Below are 14,664 nucleotides of genomic sequence, written 5' to 3' on the forward strand. Positions count from 1 at the left end.
GTCCGCCGGGAACGACAGGTCGGCGAGGCTCGGCACGTGCGGCTTCGCGGGGTCGAGCGGGACGTGCAGCTCGGTGCGAGCGTCCGTGGCCGGGTCGGTGAACAGGTACACCGCGCGCAGCCCACCACCGATCGGTCGGTCGTCGTGGCCGGCGACGAGCGCGAGCCGGGCGCCGCCGCGCAGCAGCTCGGCCGCGCGGTCGGGCAGTTCGTCCGGTCGCAGCTTCGGGTTGGGGATCACGGCGGTCATGGCGCTCCGGAGAGGATCTCGGCGGCCGCGCCGAGCAGATCGGCCAGCGGCCCGGTGGACAGGCCCAACGCGACGCAGGCGAGCAGGCCGGTGACGAGGGCCACCGCGGTGGTGCGGGGCAGCGGCCGGGGCACCGGGGCCGCTCCAGGGGCCTCGCGGGGAGGACCGAGCAGCATCCGGCTGGTGTGGTTGACGAGGGCGGCGCCGATCACCACGACGAGCAGGAGCGCGACGGCCATCGCCCATCCGATACCGGATCCGAAGCCGGCGCGGGCGATGCCGAGCTCGCTGGCGAACAGGCTGAACGGCGGCAGCCCGACCAGCGCGAGCACGCCGAGCCCGATGCTCCCGGCGAGGACGGGCTGACGCGCGGCCAATCCGCTGACCTCGGCGATGCGGCTGGTGCCGGTGGTCTGCAGCACCCGTCCCGCGCCGAGGAACAGCACGGTCTTGGCCAGGCCGTGCCCGAGCACGTGCAGCAGCACGGCGGCGGTGGCGAGCGGCCCGCCCACGGCCGCGCCGAGCGCGAGCAGGCCCATGTGCTCGATGCTGGAGTAGGCGAGCATCCGCTTGTAGTCGCGCTGCGCGATCAGCAGCGAGGCCGCGACCAGCAGCGATGCGAGCGCGGCCGCGAGCAGGAGCGCGCGGGCGAACCCCGGGCCGAGCACGCCGTCGGAGATGACTTTGATCCGGAGCACCGCGTAGAAGGCGACCGACAGCAGCACCCCGGACATCAGCGCTGACACCGGGGCGGGTGCCTGGCTGTGCGCGTCGGGGAGCCACGCGTGCAGCGGCGCCAGCCCCGCCTTGGCCCCGAACCCGACGACCAGCAGCACGATAGCGATGCGGGTGACGCCAGGGTCGAGGTGCGCAGATGCGCCCGCCAGCGCCGCCCAGTCCAGTCCCGCGCCGGTTCCGGAACGGGCGGAGGCGTGGTTGAGCACGACGATCCCGAGCAGCGCGAGCGCGATCCCGGCCGAGCAGATGACCACGTACTTCCAGGCCGCCTCGACCGCTGCGCGGGTACGCCGCTGCCCGACCAGGAACGCGGTGACGATCGTCGTCGCCTCGACTGCGACCCACAGCACGCCGAGGTCTGCCGCCAGCACCGCGAGCGCCATCGCCGCGAGGAACGCCTGCACGAGCACCGCGTGCCAGGTCGCCGTGCGCGACCCGATCCGCCCGGCCGCGAGCTCCGCGGCCAGGTGCGCCGGCGTGGCGATCGCGACCAGCACGGCAACGGCGGTGATCACCACCAGCATGAACGCGCTCACCGCGTCGGCGCGTAGCAGCGCTCCGACGACGAGCGGGCCGTGCGTCACCACCTCCCCGGCCAGCACCGCAGCCGCGAGCAGCGAGAGCACGGCCGACACCGCGGCCACGCCCGCCGTAGACCGCCGCCACCCGGCCGCGGCGTACGCGAGGGCGCCGAGCGCGGGAACCGCGAGCGGCGCCACCACCAGCAGGATTTCCATCAGTCGTGCAGCTCCCGCAGCTCGTCGAGGTCGGTGTCGCCGAACGCCTCCCGCATCCGCCCGGTGAGCACCTGCAGCACGAGCACGACGAGCAGGACGTCCAGCGCCACCCCGATCTCGACGACCAACCCGATGCCCGATGTGGTGAGGAACCCGACCGCCGTGATGCCGTTGTCCATCAGCAGGAACCCGACCAGCTGCGACACGGCGTGTCTCCTCGTCACCAGGACGAGGAACCCGATGAGGACCACTGCGATCGCAATCGGCACCGCGCGCGACGCCGGTGTCGGCGCGAGGTCGACCAGCGGCCGCGACACGGCGAGCGCGAGCAGCGTGAGCGCCGCGGCCGCCAGGAGCGACGTGGCGACGTTGATGACGGGGCGGGTCTCGCGTTGCACCGGCCCGGCCCCGGCGAGGGCGCGGCGCAGCAGCCATGGCAGCACGGCCCCGCGCAGCACCAGGAAGCCGACCGCCACCATCGCCAGCTCGGCCGAGCTCTCGTCCCACGCCAACGCGGCGACCAAGGCCGAGAGCGCGACGCCCTGCAGCCCGAAGACACGCACGATGACGGTCAGCTCACGGCGCCACAGCACGAGCACGGCCGTCAGCAGCAGGCCACCGGCGGCGAGGTTGAGCATCTCGATCCCGTGCACTTCTCACCCCAGGACGTACGCGGCAGTGACGGCGAGCACTGCGAGCAGGAACGACCCGGCCAACAGCTCGGGCACGCGGAACAGCCGCAGCTTGGCCAGGAACACCTCGGCGTAGGCGAGCGCCGCGCCGAGCAGGGCGACCTTCACGGCGAACGCTGCGAGGCCGACGGCGAGTGCCAGCAGGCCGGGCTCGGTGGCAACGCCCCACGGCAGGAACAGGTTGGCCAGCAGCCCCAGGTACACCGCGAGCCGCATCGCCCCGCCGAGCTCGACGAGCGCGAGCCGCGGTCCGGCGTACTCCAGCACCATCGCCTCGTGCACCATGGTCAACTCCAGGTGCGTCGACGGGTTGTCCACTGGGAGCCGTCCGGTCTCGGCGACGATCACCATGGCGAGCGCGACCGCCGCGAGCAGGCTCGCCGGGGACAGCCCCCGCGCCGGGTCGTCCAGGGTGGACTCGACGATCGCAGGCAGGCTCGTCGATCCGACGCGCACCGACAGCGCGAAGATCGCCACCAGCGCGGTGGGCTCGACCAGGGCGAGGATCGTCACCTCCCGGCTCGCGCCCATCCCGCCGAACGCCGTGCCGGTGTCCAGCCCGGCCAGCGCGATCGCCACGCTGCCGTGCGCGAGCAGCGCCACCACGACGAACAGGTCGGCGACGGCCGGCAGGGCCGACGCCGTGGTGACGAACGGGACGACGACCGCGACCACCAGCGCCATCGCCACCATCAGCACGGGGGCGACCCGGAACATCTCGCTCGTGCCACGCGGCGTGATCGTTTCCTTGCGCAGCTGCTTGCGCAGGTCCCGCCACGGCTGCCCGATCCCGGCCCCCGCCCGGCCTTCCAGCCGGGCCCGCACCTGCCGCATCAGGCCGAGCAACAGCGGTGCCCCGCCGACGATCAGGACCGCCTGCAGCACGCCGCCCGCCACTCCGAGCGCGGTCACCGGGTCACCGCCAGCAGAACGAGCAGGCCGCACAGCGTGGCGAAGCCGTACCCCAGGTAGAGGTGCACGCTGCCGGTCGCCAGCCGGCGCCCGACCCGACCCCACCCGGCGGCGGCGGACAGCACCGGCTCGTACAGGCGATGCTCGACCCGGTCCCGGAGGGTGCGCCGGTAGGCCACCGCGCGGACGAGGTAGCGGGACTCGTCGTGGTGGGTGACGTCGACGTCCTGGTCGGGCTCGAGCACGTTGTCGAACACGCGCTGCAGCGGCTCGGCGAACGAGGTCGCGGTGTACTCCATGCGCGCCGTCACGGGCCCGCCGCCGCAGTCCCACAGTCGCGCCTCCCGGGCGGCCCGTCCGGACACGAGCGCAGCCACGAGCGCGGTCGCGGCTGCGAGCGCCGCCACCAGCAGCAGCGGCGACATCGCCCCCGAGACGCCTGCGAGCTCGATCGTGACCGTTCCGGTCACCGCAGGGGCCGAACCGGCCACCCCGCCCGCGACGCCCGCCACGGCCGGGAGGACGAGGGTGGGCACGACCGCGAGGACGATGCACGCGAGCCCGGCGAGGCCCATTCCCACCAGCATCGTCGGCGGGCTCTCGTGCGCCGCCGCGGAGGCGGCGCTGCGCGGCCGGGCCAGGAAGCCCACCCCGAACGCCTTGACGAACGTCGCGACGGCCAATCCCGCGGTGAGCGCCACCGCGCCCACCGCCACCGGCAACACGAGCGACGACGCCACCCCCGACCCGCTGCCCGAGCCGTGGACCAGCGCCTGCAGCAGCACCCACTCGCTGACGAACGCCGTGCCCGGCGGCAGCGCGGACGCCGCCAGCGCCCCCAACCCGAACGCCGCCGTCGTCAGCGGCATCACCGGGCGCAGCCCGCCCAACGCATCGAGATCACGGGTGCCGGTGGCGTGCAGCACCGAGCCGGCGGCGAGGAACAGCAGCGTCTTGAACGCCGCATGCGCCATGACGTGCAGCAGCGCGGCGGTGAGCGCCAGGGCCGCGAGCACCTCGTCCCCGCCCGCTGCGAACATGCCGCTCGCGCCCACGCCGACCATGACCAAGCCCATGTTCTCGGTGGTGGAGTAGCCCAGCAGTCGCTTCAGGTCGCTCCCCACCGCCGCCTGCAGGATCCCGTACACACCCGATGCGGCGCCGAGCACCAGCACGGTGAGCCACCACCACGACGCGCCGCCCCCGAGCAGGTCGAACCCCACCCGCACGATCCCGTACACGCCGAGGTTCACCATCGCCGCCGACATCAGCGCCGAGACGTGGCTCGGCGCCTCCGGGTGCGCCCGCGGCAGCCAGCCGTGCAACGGCAGGATGCCCGCCTTGGAGCCGAACCCCACCAGGCACAGCACGAACACCAGCCCGGCCGTCGCGGGTGAGCGGGTCGACTCCCGCACGGCCGCGAACGAGCCGTCGCCCGCCGCGCCGGCCAGCACCAGCAGCCCGATCAGGATCGCGACGAACCCGAGGTGGGTCATCACCGCGTACCACCGGCCCGCCGACGCCACCTCGGCCCGCTGCCCGTGTTCGGCCAGCACCAGCAACAACGACGCCAGCGCCATCAGCTCCCAGCACACCAGCAGCGTGCCGATGCTCCCCGCCGCCGGAACGAGCAACAGCGACACGACGAAGATCGGGAAGCTCGCCTGTACCGCCCGCCCGTCCAGCCCGCCGCGCGCGTACCCGATCCCGTACACGCCTGCTGCCACCGCAACGGCGCCCGCGACCGCGAGGAACACCCCACCGAGCGGGTCCACTGCGAGCTCGACGCCGGTGAGCGGCAACAGCCGGGGCAGCGCGACCGACCATGAGACCCCGCTCATCGCTGCGACCCCGGCGACGGACCCGAGCCCGCCGGCCGCGACGACGCAGGCGCCGACGACCGCGGGCCGGGCCGCGCGCGGCACGACGAGCGCGGCGACGCCTCCACCGAACCCGACGACGAGCGCTGCGACGAGAGCCACCTGCACGACGTTCATCTGCCGGTCAGTTCCCTCAGCGCCGCGACGATCGCCTCCGGCCGAGGCGGGCACCCGGCGACCTCCGCGTCCACCGGGACGATCTCGGAAACCGGGCCGACCACCCCGTAGGCCCCCGCGAACACACCGCAGTTGCGGGCGCAGTCACCCACCGCAACCACGACCCGCGGCGTCGGCACGGCCTCGTACGTGCGGCGCAGCGGTTCGGCCATGTTGCGCGTCACGGGCCCGGTGACCAGCAGCGCGTCGGCGTGCCGCGGCGAGGCGACGAGCCGTGCCCCGTAGCGCTCCGCGTCGTGGACCGGCCCGAACGCCGACCCGATCTCCACCTCGCAGCCGTTGCACGACCCGGCGTCCACGTGCCGGATCTGCACCGAGCCGGACAGCGCGGCGGCAGCGGGTGACGCCGTCGGCGCGGGCGGCGCGGCCTCCGCGACCCGTCCGGTCCGGCGGATCTTCCGCCACAGACCGATCACGACGAGGTCCGCAGGTCGTCGAACAGCTCGAGCTGCCCGGACAGGACGCCGGTGAGGATCGACCGGGCCACCGCCAGCAGCTCCGAGACCTGCGGGCTCGTCAGCGCGTAGTGCACGGCCGCCCCTTCCCTGCGCGCGGTCACCAGGCCCGCCCGGCGCAGCACCGCGAGCTGCTGCGAGAGGTTCGCCGGCTCGATCTCGATCTCTCGGAGCAGCTCCGACACGGCGTGCTCCCGGATGCTGAGCAACTCCAGCACTCGGATCCTCACCGGGTGGCCGAGCGTCTTGAAGAACTCCGCCTTGAGCTGGTGGAGCGGCGTGCTCACGACACCTCCCGGACCGTTGACAACGTTCGCAGTTGCAAAGATTAGCAACTGGTGAAGAGTCCTGTGTCGTCGGGTTTCGAAACCCCGCACCCGCACGCCGAAGGAGCTGCGGATCGGCGGCCGGTTGGGTGGGAAGCCGACCGGTGACTCGTACACCCAGGCCGACCAGGCGCAGCGGGCGCGGATCGATGACGAGCTGGCCCAGGAGCGCCTTCGCCCGTTGGGCAGGGGCTGCCCTCTACGCCGCCGGGCTCCGCAAGGACAACGACAACCGCGGGATCCCGAGGATCACGACGCGCCTCTCCAGCGGGCCGCCTGCCTGCGCACGACCGTCGCGGTGAGCGCGCCCGCGGCTGCCGCGGTGAGCGCGAGCAGCACGTAGCCGATGGAGTAGTCCCCGAAGATCCCGTAGATCACGCCCATCACCAGCGGCGGGAAAAAGCCGCCCAGCCCGCCGGCGGCACCGACGAGGCCGGTCACCGCGCCGACCCGGCTCGGCTCGACCAGGCGCGCGACGAGCGCGAAGACCGCACCGGTGCCGACGCCGAGCGCCGCCGCGAGTCCGAGGAAGGCGACGGTACCGACCGGGGCGAGGGGCAGCTCGAACGCGGCGAGAGCGGCCAGCAAGGTCACCGCCCCGTAGGTGCAGGTGAGGACGGGAATCGGCGGGTAACGGTCGCAGAGCCAGCCTCCGACCGGCCGCATCGCGACCGCCAGAACGACGAAGCCGGCCGTCCGCAGTGCGGCGTCGCCGCGCTCCAGGCCGTACGCGGTGCTCAGGTAGGAGGGCAGGTAGACGCTGAAGGCGACGAACCCGCCGAACGCCACGGCGTAGAGGAAGGAGAGCTGCAGCGCCACCGGCGTCCGCAGCGCGGCGGCAAGGCGGGTGAGCATCGAGCCCGACGGGACCGGCCGGTCGGGGCGGTCGCGCAGTAGCAGGAAGGCGATCGCCGCGAAGACCACGAGCACGATCGCGACCAGGTCGAACGGGAAGTTCGGCCCGAACGCGGCCGCGAGCTGCACGGTGGAGAACGCCGAGATGGCGGTGCCACCCATCCCGGCGCCGAAGATGCCGAGGGCGAGCCCGCGGCGCTCGGGCGGGTACCAGGAGTTCACGAACGGGACGCCGATGGCGAACGTGGTGCCACCGAGGCCCAGGAAGAACCCACCGACGAGGTAGCCGGCCAGCGAGTCGGCGAAGTGCCCGAGGTAGAGGACCGGCAGCACGGTCAGCAGGGCGACGGTCGGGAACATCCGGCGCGCCCCCAGCCGGTCGGTGAGTGCACCGACCGGGATCCGGCCGAGCGATCCGACGATGACCGGAACGGCCACCAACAGGGACTGCTGGAACGACGTGAGGGACAGCTCCTCGCGGAGTGTCGCCCCGAGCGGGGAGAGCAGCGCCCACGCCCAGAACGTCACCGCGAACCCGACCGTGGCGAGCACGAGCGCTCGGCGTGCCGACGGTGGCTTCCCGTGCGAGTGGATCTGCATCGATTCCCGCGGGTCCTCGGCCATGATCCCCTCCGACTGGATGTTCCAGGCCCCGATTGCGCCAGCTGCTCTCCCTGGCGGGACAGGGCCGTTGCGACCGAGTACCCGGGACTTTCGCCGGTGATCGCCCGCTGCCGAGCTCGGCACGATGGGTCGCCGAGCGGCCAGAGGTATGGCCGCGGCCGGTTACGGGAACGTCCGGTGCCGGGAGACGGGCAGGGGAGCTTCACGATGGGCGGGCGACACGCTGCGGCGGCAGGAACGACCGAGGGCAGGGCCGCCGGCCCGGGCACGGATGGGGCTGTGGCAGATGCGTTGCTGCGGACCGGCCGCTTCTTCACCCGCCGCGAGACGTCCGACGACCTACGCGCGGTGTACCGGGCGGGTGGCCGCGAGGGCGACGTCTTCTACCGCGACCGGTGGAGCCACGACAAGGTCGTGCGCTCCACGCACGGGGTGAACTGCACGGGTTCGTGCTCGTGGAAGGTCTACGTCAAGGACGGGATCATCACCTGGGAGAGCCAGCAGACCGACTACCCGTCGGTCGGCCCCGACTCCCCGGAGTACGAACCGCGCGGCTGCCCGCGCGGCGCGGCCTTCTCCTGGTACACCTACTCCCCCACCCGCGTCCGCTACCCGTACGCCCGCGGGGCGCTCGTTGAGATGTACCGCGAGGCGAAGGACCGCCTGGGGGATCCGGTCCTCGCGTGGGCCGAGGTCACCGGCGATCCCGAGAAGCGTCGCCGCTATCAACGAGCTCGCGGCAAGGGCGGCCACGTGCGGGTGTCGTGGGACGAAGCGGTCGAGATGGTGGCCGCAGCGCACGTCCACACCGTCAAGGCCCACGGGCCGGACCGGATCGCCGGGTTCTCGCCCATCCCGGCGATGTCGATGGTCAGCCACGCCGCCGGGTCGCGGTTCATCGAGCTGGTCGGCGGCTGCATGACGTCGTTCTACGACTGGTACGCCGACCTTCCCGTCGCCTCCCCGCAGGTGTTCGGTGACCAGACCGACGTGCCCGAGTCCGGCGACTGGTGGAACGCCTCCTACCTGCTCATGTGGGGGTCGAACGTTCCGATCACCCGCACGCCGGACGCGCACTGGATGGCCGAGGCGCGGTACAAGGGCCAGAAGGTCGTCGTGGTCTCACCCGACTACGCCGACAACACGAAGTTCGCCGACACCTGGCTCCCCGCCCAGCCCGGCACCGACGGCGCACTGGCGATGGCCATGGGCCACGTCATGCTCAAGGAGTTCTTCGTCGACCGGCGCGTGCCGTTCTTCGTCGACTACGTGCAGCGCTACACCGACCTGCCGTTCCTGGTGGCACTGGAGGAACGCTCCACCGAGAACGGCGCTGTGTACGTCCCGGGGAAGTTCCTCACCGCCGCCGACATCGGCGACACGGGCGAAGGCGCGGAGTGGAAGACGGTGCTGTTCGACGGCCGGACCGGCGAGCCGGTGGTCCCGAACGGCTCGCTGGGCTTCCGCTACACCGAGGCGGGTCGGGGTCGGTGGAACCTCGAGCTCGGGGACGTCGCTCCGCAGCTCACGCTGTTCGGTGGCGCGGCCGCGGAGGTGTTGCTCCCCCGCTTCGACTCCCTCGACGGCACCGGCGGCGTGCTACGTCGTGGTGTGCCCGTGCAGCGGGTCGGCGGGAAGCTCTGCACCACGGTGTTCGACCTGATGCTCGCCCAGTACGGCGTGCGCCGCGACGGCCTGCCGGGCACCTGGCCGTCCGGTTACGACGACGCCGCGGAGCCGTACACCCCCGCATGGCAGGAGTCGATCACCTCGGTGCCGGCCCAGCAGGTCGTGCGCGTGGCGCGGGAAATGGCGCGCAACGCCGAGGAATCCGAGGGTCGCACCATGATCATCATGGGGGCGGGCATCTGCCAGTGGTTCCACGGCGACGCCACCTACCGCGCGGTCCTCTCGCTGCTGCTGCTCACCGGATCGATGGGCCGCAACGGTGGCGGCTGGGCCCACTACGTCGGGCAGGAGAAGTGCCGCCCGATCACCGGCTGGGCGACCATGGCGATGGCCACCGACTGGTCCCGCCCGCCGCGACAGATGATCGGCACGGCCTACTGGTACACGCACACCGACCAGTGGCGCTACGACGGCTACCGCGCCGACGCCCTCACCTCGCCCTTGGCGCAGGGGCATCTGGCGGGCATGCACACGATCGACACGATCGCGCTGTCCGCCCGGCTGGGCTGGATGCCGTCCTACCCGCAGTTCGACCGCAACCCGCTGGACGTGGCGGACGAGGCCGGGGACGGCGACGTCGTGGCCCACGTCGTCGACCAGCTGCGGTCGGGGAAGCTGAAATTCGCGATCGAGGACCCGGACGCGCCGGAGAACTGGCCGCGCTGCCTCACGCTGTGGCGGGCGAACCTGCTGGGCTCGTCGGCGAAGGGCGACGAGTACTTCCTCAAGCACCTGCTCGGCACCCACAACAACCTCCTCGCGGGCCAGACGCCCGAGGACCGCAGGCCCCGTGACGTGGCGTGGCGCGACGGCGAGCCACCGGAGGGCAAGCTCGACCTCCTGCTCGCGCTGGACTTCCGGATGACCAGCTCCACGCTGCTCGCCGACGTCGTGCTCCCGGCCGCCACCTGGTACGAGAAGCACGACCTCAACACCACCGACATGCACCCGTTCGTCCACGCCTTCACGCCGGCGATCGACCCGCCGTTCGAGACGCGCACGGACTTCGCCGCCTTCCAGGCCATCGCCCGCCGGTTCTCCGAGCTCGCCGGCACGCACCTGGGCGTGCGGCGCGACGTCGTCGCCGTGCCGCTGCAGCACGACACGCCCGGCGAGACCGCCCAGCCCGGCGGCCGGGTGCGCGACTGGCGGACCGGCGAGGTGGAGCCGGTCCCGGGCCGGACGATGCCGAACTTCGTCATCGTCGAGCGCGACTACGCCGCGATCGCCGACAAGATGGCGAGCATCGGGCCGCTGCTCGACCGGCTCGGGATGACGACCAAGGCGATCACCTACCAGCCCGACGAGGAACTCGCCCACCTCGCGGCCAAGAACGGGGTGATGCTCGGCGGCGCGGGCGACGGCCGCCCCGCGATCGACACCGACGCCAAGATGGCGGAGGCGATCCTCACCCTCTCCGCCACGACGAACGGGCGGCTCGCCGTCCAGGGGTTCCGGGAGCTGGAGCGGCGCACCGGCACCCGCCTCGTCGACCTCGCCGAGGGCAGCGAGGAGAAGCGCATCTCCTTCGCCGACACCCAGGCCCGCCCCGTGCCGGTGATCACCAGCCCGGAGTGGTCGGGCAGCGAGACCGGCGGTCGGCGCTACGCCCCGTTCACGGTGAACGTGGAGCGGAGCAAGCCGTGGCACACCCTGACCGGCCGGATGCACTTCCTGCTCGACCACGACTGGATGCACGAGTTCGGCGAGACGCTGCCGGTCTACCGGGCCCCCCTGGACATGGAGCGCCTCTTCGGTGAGGGCCGGCCGGGGCAGCTCGGTGACGACGGCCGTTCGGTGACCGTTCGCTACCTCACGCCGCACTCGAAGTGGTCGATCCACTCGGAGTACCAGGACAACCTGTTCATGCTCTCGCTGTCGCGCGGCGGCCCGGTGGTGTGGATGAGCGAGGCGGACGCGGCCTCGATCGGGGTGCGCGACAACGACTGGGTCGAGGGGGTCAACCGCAACGGCGTGCTCGTCGCTCGGGCGGTCGTCACGCACCGCCTGCCGCCGGGTGTCGTGTTCGTCTACCACGCACAGGAGCGGGTGGTGAACGTGCCGAAGTCGGAGGCGACCGGTCGCCGGGGCGGGATCCACAACTCGCTGACGCGGATCATGGTCAAGCCCACGCACCTCGTGGGCGGGTACGCGCAGCTGTCGTTCGCGTTCAACTACCTCGGTCCCACGGGGAACCAGCGGGACGAGGTCACGGTCATCCGCCGCCGGTCGCAGGAGGTGACGTACTGATGCGCGTGATGGCCCAGATGGGCATGGTCATGAACCTCGACAAGTGCATCGGCTGCCACACCTGTTCGGTCACCTGCAAGCAGGCGTGGACCAACCGCAGCGGCGTCGAGTACGTCTGGTTCAACAACGTCGAGACCCGGCCCGGGCAGGGCTACCCGCGCCGGTACCAGGACCAGGAGACGTGGAAGGGCGGCTGGGTGCTGGGCCGCCGCGGACGGCTGCAGCTCAAGGCCGGTGGGAGGTTCCGGAAGCTCTTCTCGATCTTCGCCAACCCGGTCCTGCCCAACATCCGCGACTACTACGAGCCCTGGACCTACGACTACGAGAACCTCACCGACGCCCCGCTGGGCGACGACTTCCCCGTCGCCCAGCCGAAGTCGCTGATCTCCGGCGAGCCCATGGCCGTCGAGTGGAGTGCCAACTGGGACGACGACCTCGGCGGCGCCCCCGAGCACGGCCCGCGCGACCCGATCGTCGAGCGGATCCGGCGCGAGTCCGAGGACAAGGTCAAGTTCGACTACGAGCGGGCCTTCATGTTCTTCCTGCCGCGCATCTGCGAGCACTGCCTGAACCCGTCGTGCGTGGCCTCGTGCCCGTCCGGCGCGATGTACAAGCGGGCCGAGGACGGGATCGTCCTCGTCGACCAGGACCAGTGCCGCGGCTGGCGGATGTGCGTCACCGGCTGCCCTTACAAGAAGGTCTACTTCAACCACCGCACCGGCAAGGCCGAGAAGTGCACGTTCTGCTACCCGCGGGTCGAGGTCGGACTGCCCACGGTGTGCAGCGAGACCTGCGTGGGGCGGCTGCGCTACATCGGCCTGTTCCTCTACGACGCCGACCGCGTCACCGCGGCGGCCTCCGTCGAGGACGAGCACGACCTGTACGAGGCGCAGCTCGACCTGCTGCTCGACCCGCACGACCCGCAGGTGATCGCCGCCGCGCGCCGCGACGGCATCGCCGAGGACTGGATCGCGGCCGCCCAGCGCTCGCCGGTCTTCAGGCTGGCGAAGGAGTACCGGGTGGCGCTCCCGCTGCACCCGGAGTTCCGGACCATGCCGATGGTCTGGTACATCCCGCCGCTCTCCCCCGTCGTCGACCGGCTCGCCGAGACGGGGCACGACGGCGAGGACGCCGGCAACCTCTTCGGCGCGATCGACGCGCTGCGCATCCCCGTCGAGTACCTCGCCGAGCTGTTCACCGCCGGTGACGTCGAACCCGTCCGCACTGTGCTGCAGAGGCTGGCAGCGATGCGGTCGTACATGCGCGACGTCACCCTGGGCCGGCCGCGCAACGAGTCGATCGCGGAATCCGTGGGGATGACCGGCGCCGAGATCCTGGAGATGTACCGGCTGCTCGCGATCGCGAAGTACGAGGAGCGCTACGTCATCCCCACCGCATACGAGGCGCAGGCCCACGACCTCGAGGAGATCGGCTGCAGCCTCGACGTCGACGGCGGGCCCGGGATGGTCGGCAGCGGCCCGTTCGGCGAGGCCTCCGGACGCCCGATGCCGGTGTCGGTGGAGACCTTCCACGCCCTGCGCGACCGCCAGACCAGCGACACCTTCGCCGACCCGAGCGAGCGCGGCGCCCGCATCAACCTCCTCAACTGGGACGGCAAGGGCCGCCCGCCCGGTCTCTTCCCGCCGCCGCGCGAGTCGCCACCGGGACCCGGGGACATCACCGGCCGCAGCCGACCCGATCCCGCCCCCACGCCGGGGGAGACGCGATGACGACGCAGGCAGGCGGGCAAGCGGTCGTGCTCCAGGCGGCGTCGATCAGCCTGCAGTACCCCGACGACACCGTCCGGGAGACGTTCCCGCTCGTCCGGACCGCGGTGGACGCGCTCCCGGCCGGTCGGCCGCGTGAACGGTTGACGGCTTTTCTGGACCACGCGGAGACCACTCCGGCCGGTCCACTCGCCGAGCACTACGTCGCTGTGTTCGACCGGCGCCGCCGCTGCTGCCTCTACCTCACGTGGTGGAGCGACGGCGAGACCCGCCGCCGAGGCGGCGCGCTCGCCACGCTCAAGCAGCGCTATCGCGCCGCCGGGGTCGATTGGGACAGCACCGAGCTGCCCGACTTCCTCCCCGCGGTACTCGAGTACGCCGCCACCACCGACCTCGTCGACGGGCTCGCGCTGCTGCAGGAGCACCGGGCAGGTCTGGAACTGCTGCGGCTCGCCCTGCTCGAGGCCGGCACGCCGTACGTCGCGCCGGTCGAGGCGGTGTGCGCGCTGCTCCCCGGCCCCTCCCCCACCGACGTCGCGGCCGCGAAGGCGCTCGCGCGCAGCGGCCCACCGCGCGAGCAGGTCGGTCTGGAGCTCGCCCCGTTCCCGATGGGAGGACCCCGATGAGTGCGCTGGACGTCCTGCTCTGGGGCGTACTGCCCTACGTGACGATCGTGATCCTGGTCCTCGGCACGATCTGGCGGTACCGCTACGACAAGTTCGGCTGGACGACCCGTTCGTCCGAGCTGTACGAGTCCCGGCTGCTGCGCATCGGCAGCCCGCTGTTCCACTTCGGCATCCTCGTGGTGATCATCGGCCACGTCATCGGCCTCCTCATCCCGAAGACCTGGACCGACGCGGCGGGTCTGTCCCAGGGGGCGTACCACGTGCAGGCGCTACTGCTCGGCGGGATCGCCGGCTTCTGCACCCTCGTCGGGGTCGGGATCCTCGTCTACCGGCGCCGCACGACCGGGCCGGTCTTCATGGCCACCACGAAGAACGACAAGGCCATGTACGTGGTGCTGGTCGCCGCGATCGTCGTCGGGCTGGCAACCACCCTCCTCGGTGCCGCCGGCGGCGAGGAACACAACTACCGGCTATCGGTCGCCCCCTGGTTCCGGTCCCTGTTCGTGCTGCAGCCCGACATCGAAGCGATGGCCCACTCCGGCCTGGCGTTCCAGCTGCACACGCTCATCGGCATGCTGCTGTTCGCGATCTGGCCGTTCACCCGGCTGGTCCACGCCTTCACCGCGCCGATCCAGTACCTCTTCCGCCCCTACATCGTCTACCGCTCCCGCGGTGGCGGGCCGGCGGCCCGACCACCGCGCCGCGGGTGGGAGCGGGTCTGAGCACC

Annotated in this window: 11 protein-coding genes; 4 read left to right on the forward strand and 7 right to left on the reverse strand. The window is 72.2% G+C overall.

What is annotated here, in order from left to right:
* Window positions 1–245: 245 nt before the first annotated feature.
* The 7 genes from FHX44_RS05005 to FHX44_RS05035 form a co-directional block, all read right to left on the reverse strand.
* Window positions 246–1,724, reverse strand: coding sequence for a proton-conducting transporter transmembrane domain-containing protein (locus tag FHX44_RS05005; protein ID WP_147254381.1), 1,479 nt, complete (start codon window positions 1,722–1,724; stop codon window positions 246–248).
* Window positions 1,724–2,377, reverse strand: coding sequence for a hypothetical protein (locus FHX44_RS05010; protein ID WP_246170216.1), 654 nt, complete (start codon window positions 2,375–2,377; stop codon window positions 1,724–1,726). The genes FHX44_RS05005 and FHX44_RS05010 overlap by 1 nt, the downstream gene beginning before the upstream one ends.
* A gap of 3 nt (window positions 2,378–2,380) precedes the next feature.
* Window positions 2,381–3,328, reverse strand: coding sequence for a respiratory chain complex I subunit 1 family protein (locus tag FHX44_RS05015; protein WP_147254382.1), 948 nt, complete (start codon window positions 3,326–3,328; stop codon window positions 2,381–2,383).
* A complete protein-coding gene (locus FHX44_RS05020) occupies window positions 3,325–5,325 on the reverse strand; it encodes a proton-conducting transporter transmembrane domain-containing protein (protein WP_147254383.1) in 2,001 nt (666 codons plus the stop codon). Before FHX44_RS05020 ends, FHX44_RS05015 begins: the two co-directional genes overlap by 4 nt.
* Complete coding sequence (locus tag FHX44_RS05025; RefSeq protein ID WP_212612335.1) at window positions 5,322–5,801, reverse strand: NADH-quinone oxidoreductase subunit B family protein; 480 nt, start codon at window positions 5,799–5,801, stop codon at window positions 5,322–5,324. The genes FHX44_RS05020 and FHX44_RS05025 overlap by 4 nt, the downstream gene beginning before the upstream one ends.
* Window positions 5,798–6,127: an ArsR/SmtB family transcription factor gene (locus FHX44_RS05030; protein ID WP_147254384.1), complete on the reverse strand. Its 330-nt coding sequence runs from the start codon at window positions 6,125–6,127 to the stop codon at window positions 5,798–5,800. Before FHX44_RS05030 ends, FHX44_RS05025 begins: the two co-directional genes overlap by 4 nt.
* A gap of 288 nt (window positions 6,128–6,415) precedes the next feature.
* The gene (locus FHX44_RS05035; RefSeq protein WP_147254385.1) at window positions 6,416–7,645 is read right to left on the reverse strand and encodes an MFS transporter; all 1,230 of its coding nucleotides are present in this window, start codon (window positions 7,643–7,645) and stop codon (window positions 6,416–6,418) included.
* 207 nt (window positions 7,646–7,852) lie between these two features.
* On the opposite strand from FHX44_RS05035, the gene FHX44_RS05040 reads away from it, so the two are divergent.
* The 4 genes from FHX44_RS05040 to narI are packed head-to-tail and all read left to right on the forward strand — an operon-like array spanning window position 7,853 to window position 14,659.
* Complete coding sequence (locus FHX44_RS05040; protein WP_147254386.1) at window positions 7,853–11,584, forward strand: nitrate reductase subunit alpha; 3,732 nt, start codon at window positions 7,853–7,855, stop codon at window positions 11,582–11,584.
* Window positions 11,584–13,314, forward strand: a complete 1,731-nt coding sequence (gene narH, locus FHX44_RS05045) for a nitrate reductase subunit beta (RefSeq protein ID WP_147254387.1) — start codon at window positions 11,584–11,586, stop codon at window positions 13,312–13,314. Before FHX44_RS05040 ends, narH begins: the two co-directional genes overlap by 1 nt.
* The gene (gene narJ, locus FHX44_RS05050) at window positions 13,311–13,937 is read left to right on the forward strand and encodes a nitrate reductase molybdenum cofactor assembly chaperone (RefSeq protein WP_147254388.1); all 627 of its coding nucleotides are present in this window, start codon (window positions 13,311–13,313) and stop codon (window positions 13,935–13,937) included. Before narH ends, narJ begins: the two co-directional genes overlap by 4 nt.
* Window positions 13,934–14,659 carry a respiratory nitrate reductase subunit gamma gene (gene narI, locus FHX44_RS05055; RefSeq protein ID WP_147254389.1) on the forward strand — a complete coding sequence of 242 codons (726 nt, stop codon included), beginning with the start codon at window positions 13,934–13,936 and terminating at the stop codon, window positions 14,657–14,659. The genes narJ and narI overlap by 4 nt, the downstream gene beginning before the upstream one ends.
* Window positions 14,660–14,664 lie beyond the last annotated feature (5 nt).

This window comes from Pseudonocardia hierapolitana (assembly GCF_007994075.1).
In the GTDB taxonomy this organism is placed as follows: domain Bacteria; phylum Actinomycetota; class Actinomycetes; order Mycobacteriales; family Pseudonocardiaceae; genus Pseudonocardia; species Pseudonocardia hierapolitana.

Coding starts and splice junctions, on each gene's coding strand:
- FHX44_RS05005 (WP_147254381.1), bottom strand. CDS start 1,724: ATGGAAATCCTGCTGGTGGTGGCGCCGCTCGCGGTTCCCGCGCTCGGC.
- FHX44_RS05020 (WP_147254383.1), bottom strand. CDS start 5,325: ATGAACGTCGTGCAGGTGGCTCTCGTCGCAGCGCTCGTCGTCGGGTTC.
- FHX44_RS05035 (WP_147254385.1), bottom strand. CDS start 7,645: ATGGCCGAGGACCCGCGGGAATCGATGCAGATCCACTCGCACGGGAAG.
- FHX44_RS05040 (WP_147254386.1), top strand. CDS start 7,853: ATGGGCGGGCGACACGCTGCGGCGGCAGGAACGACCGAGGGCAGGGCC.
- narH (WP_147254387.1), top strand. CDS start 11,584: ATGCGCGTGATGGCCCAGATGGGCATGGTCATGAACCTCGACAAGTGC.
- narJ (WP_147254388.1), top strand. CDS start 13,311: ATGACGACGCAGGCAGGCGGGCAAGCGGTCGTGCTCCAGGCGGCGTCG.
- narI (WP_147254389.1), top strand. CDS start 13,934: ATGAGTGCGCTGGACGTCCTGCTCTGGGGCGTACTGCCCTACGTGACG.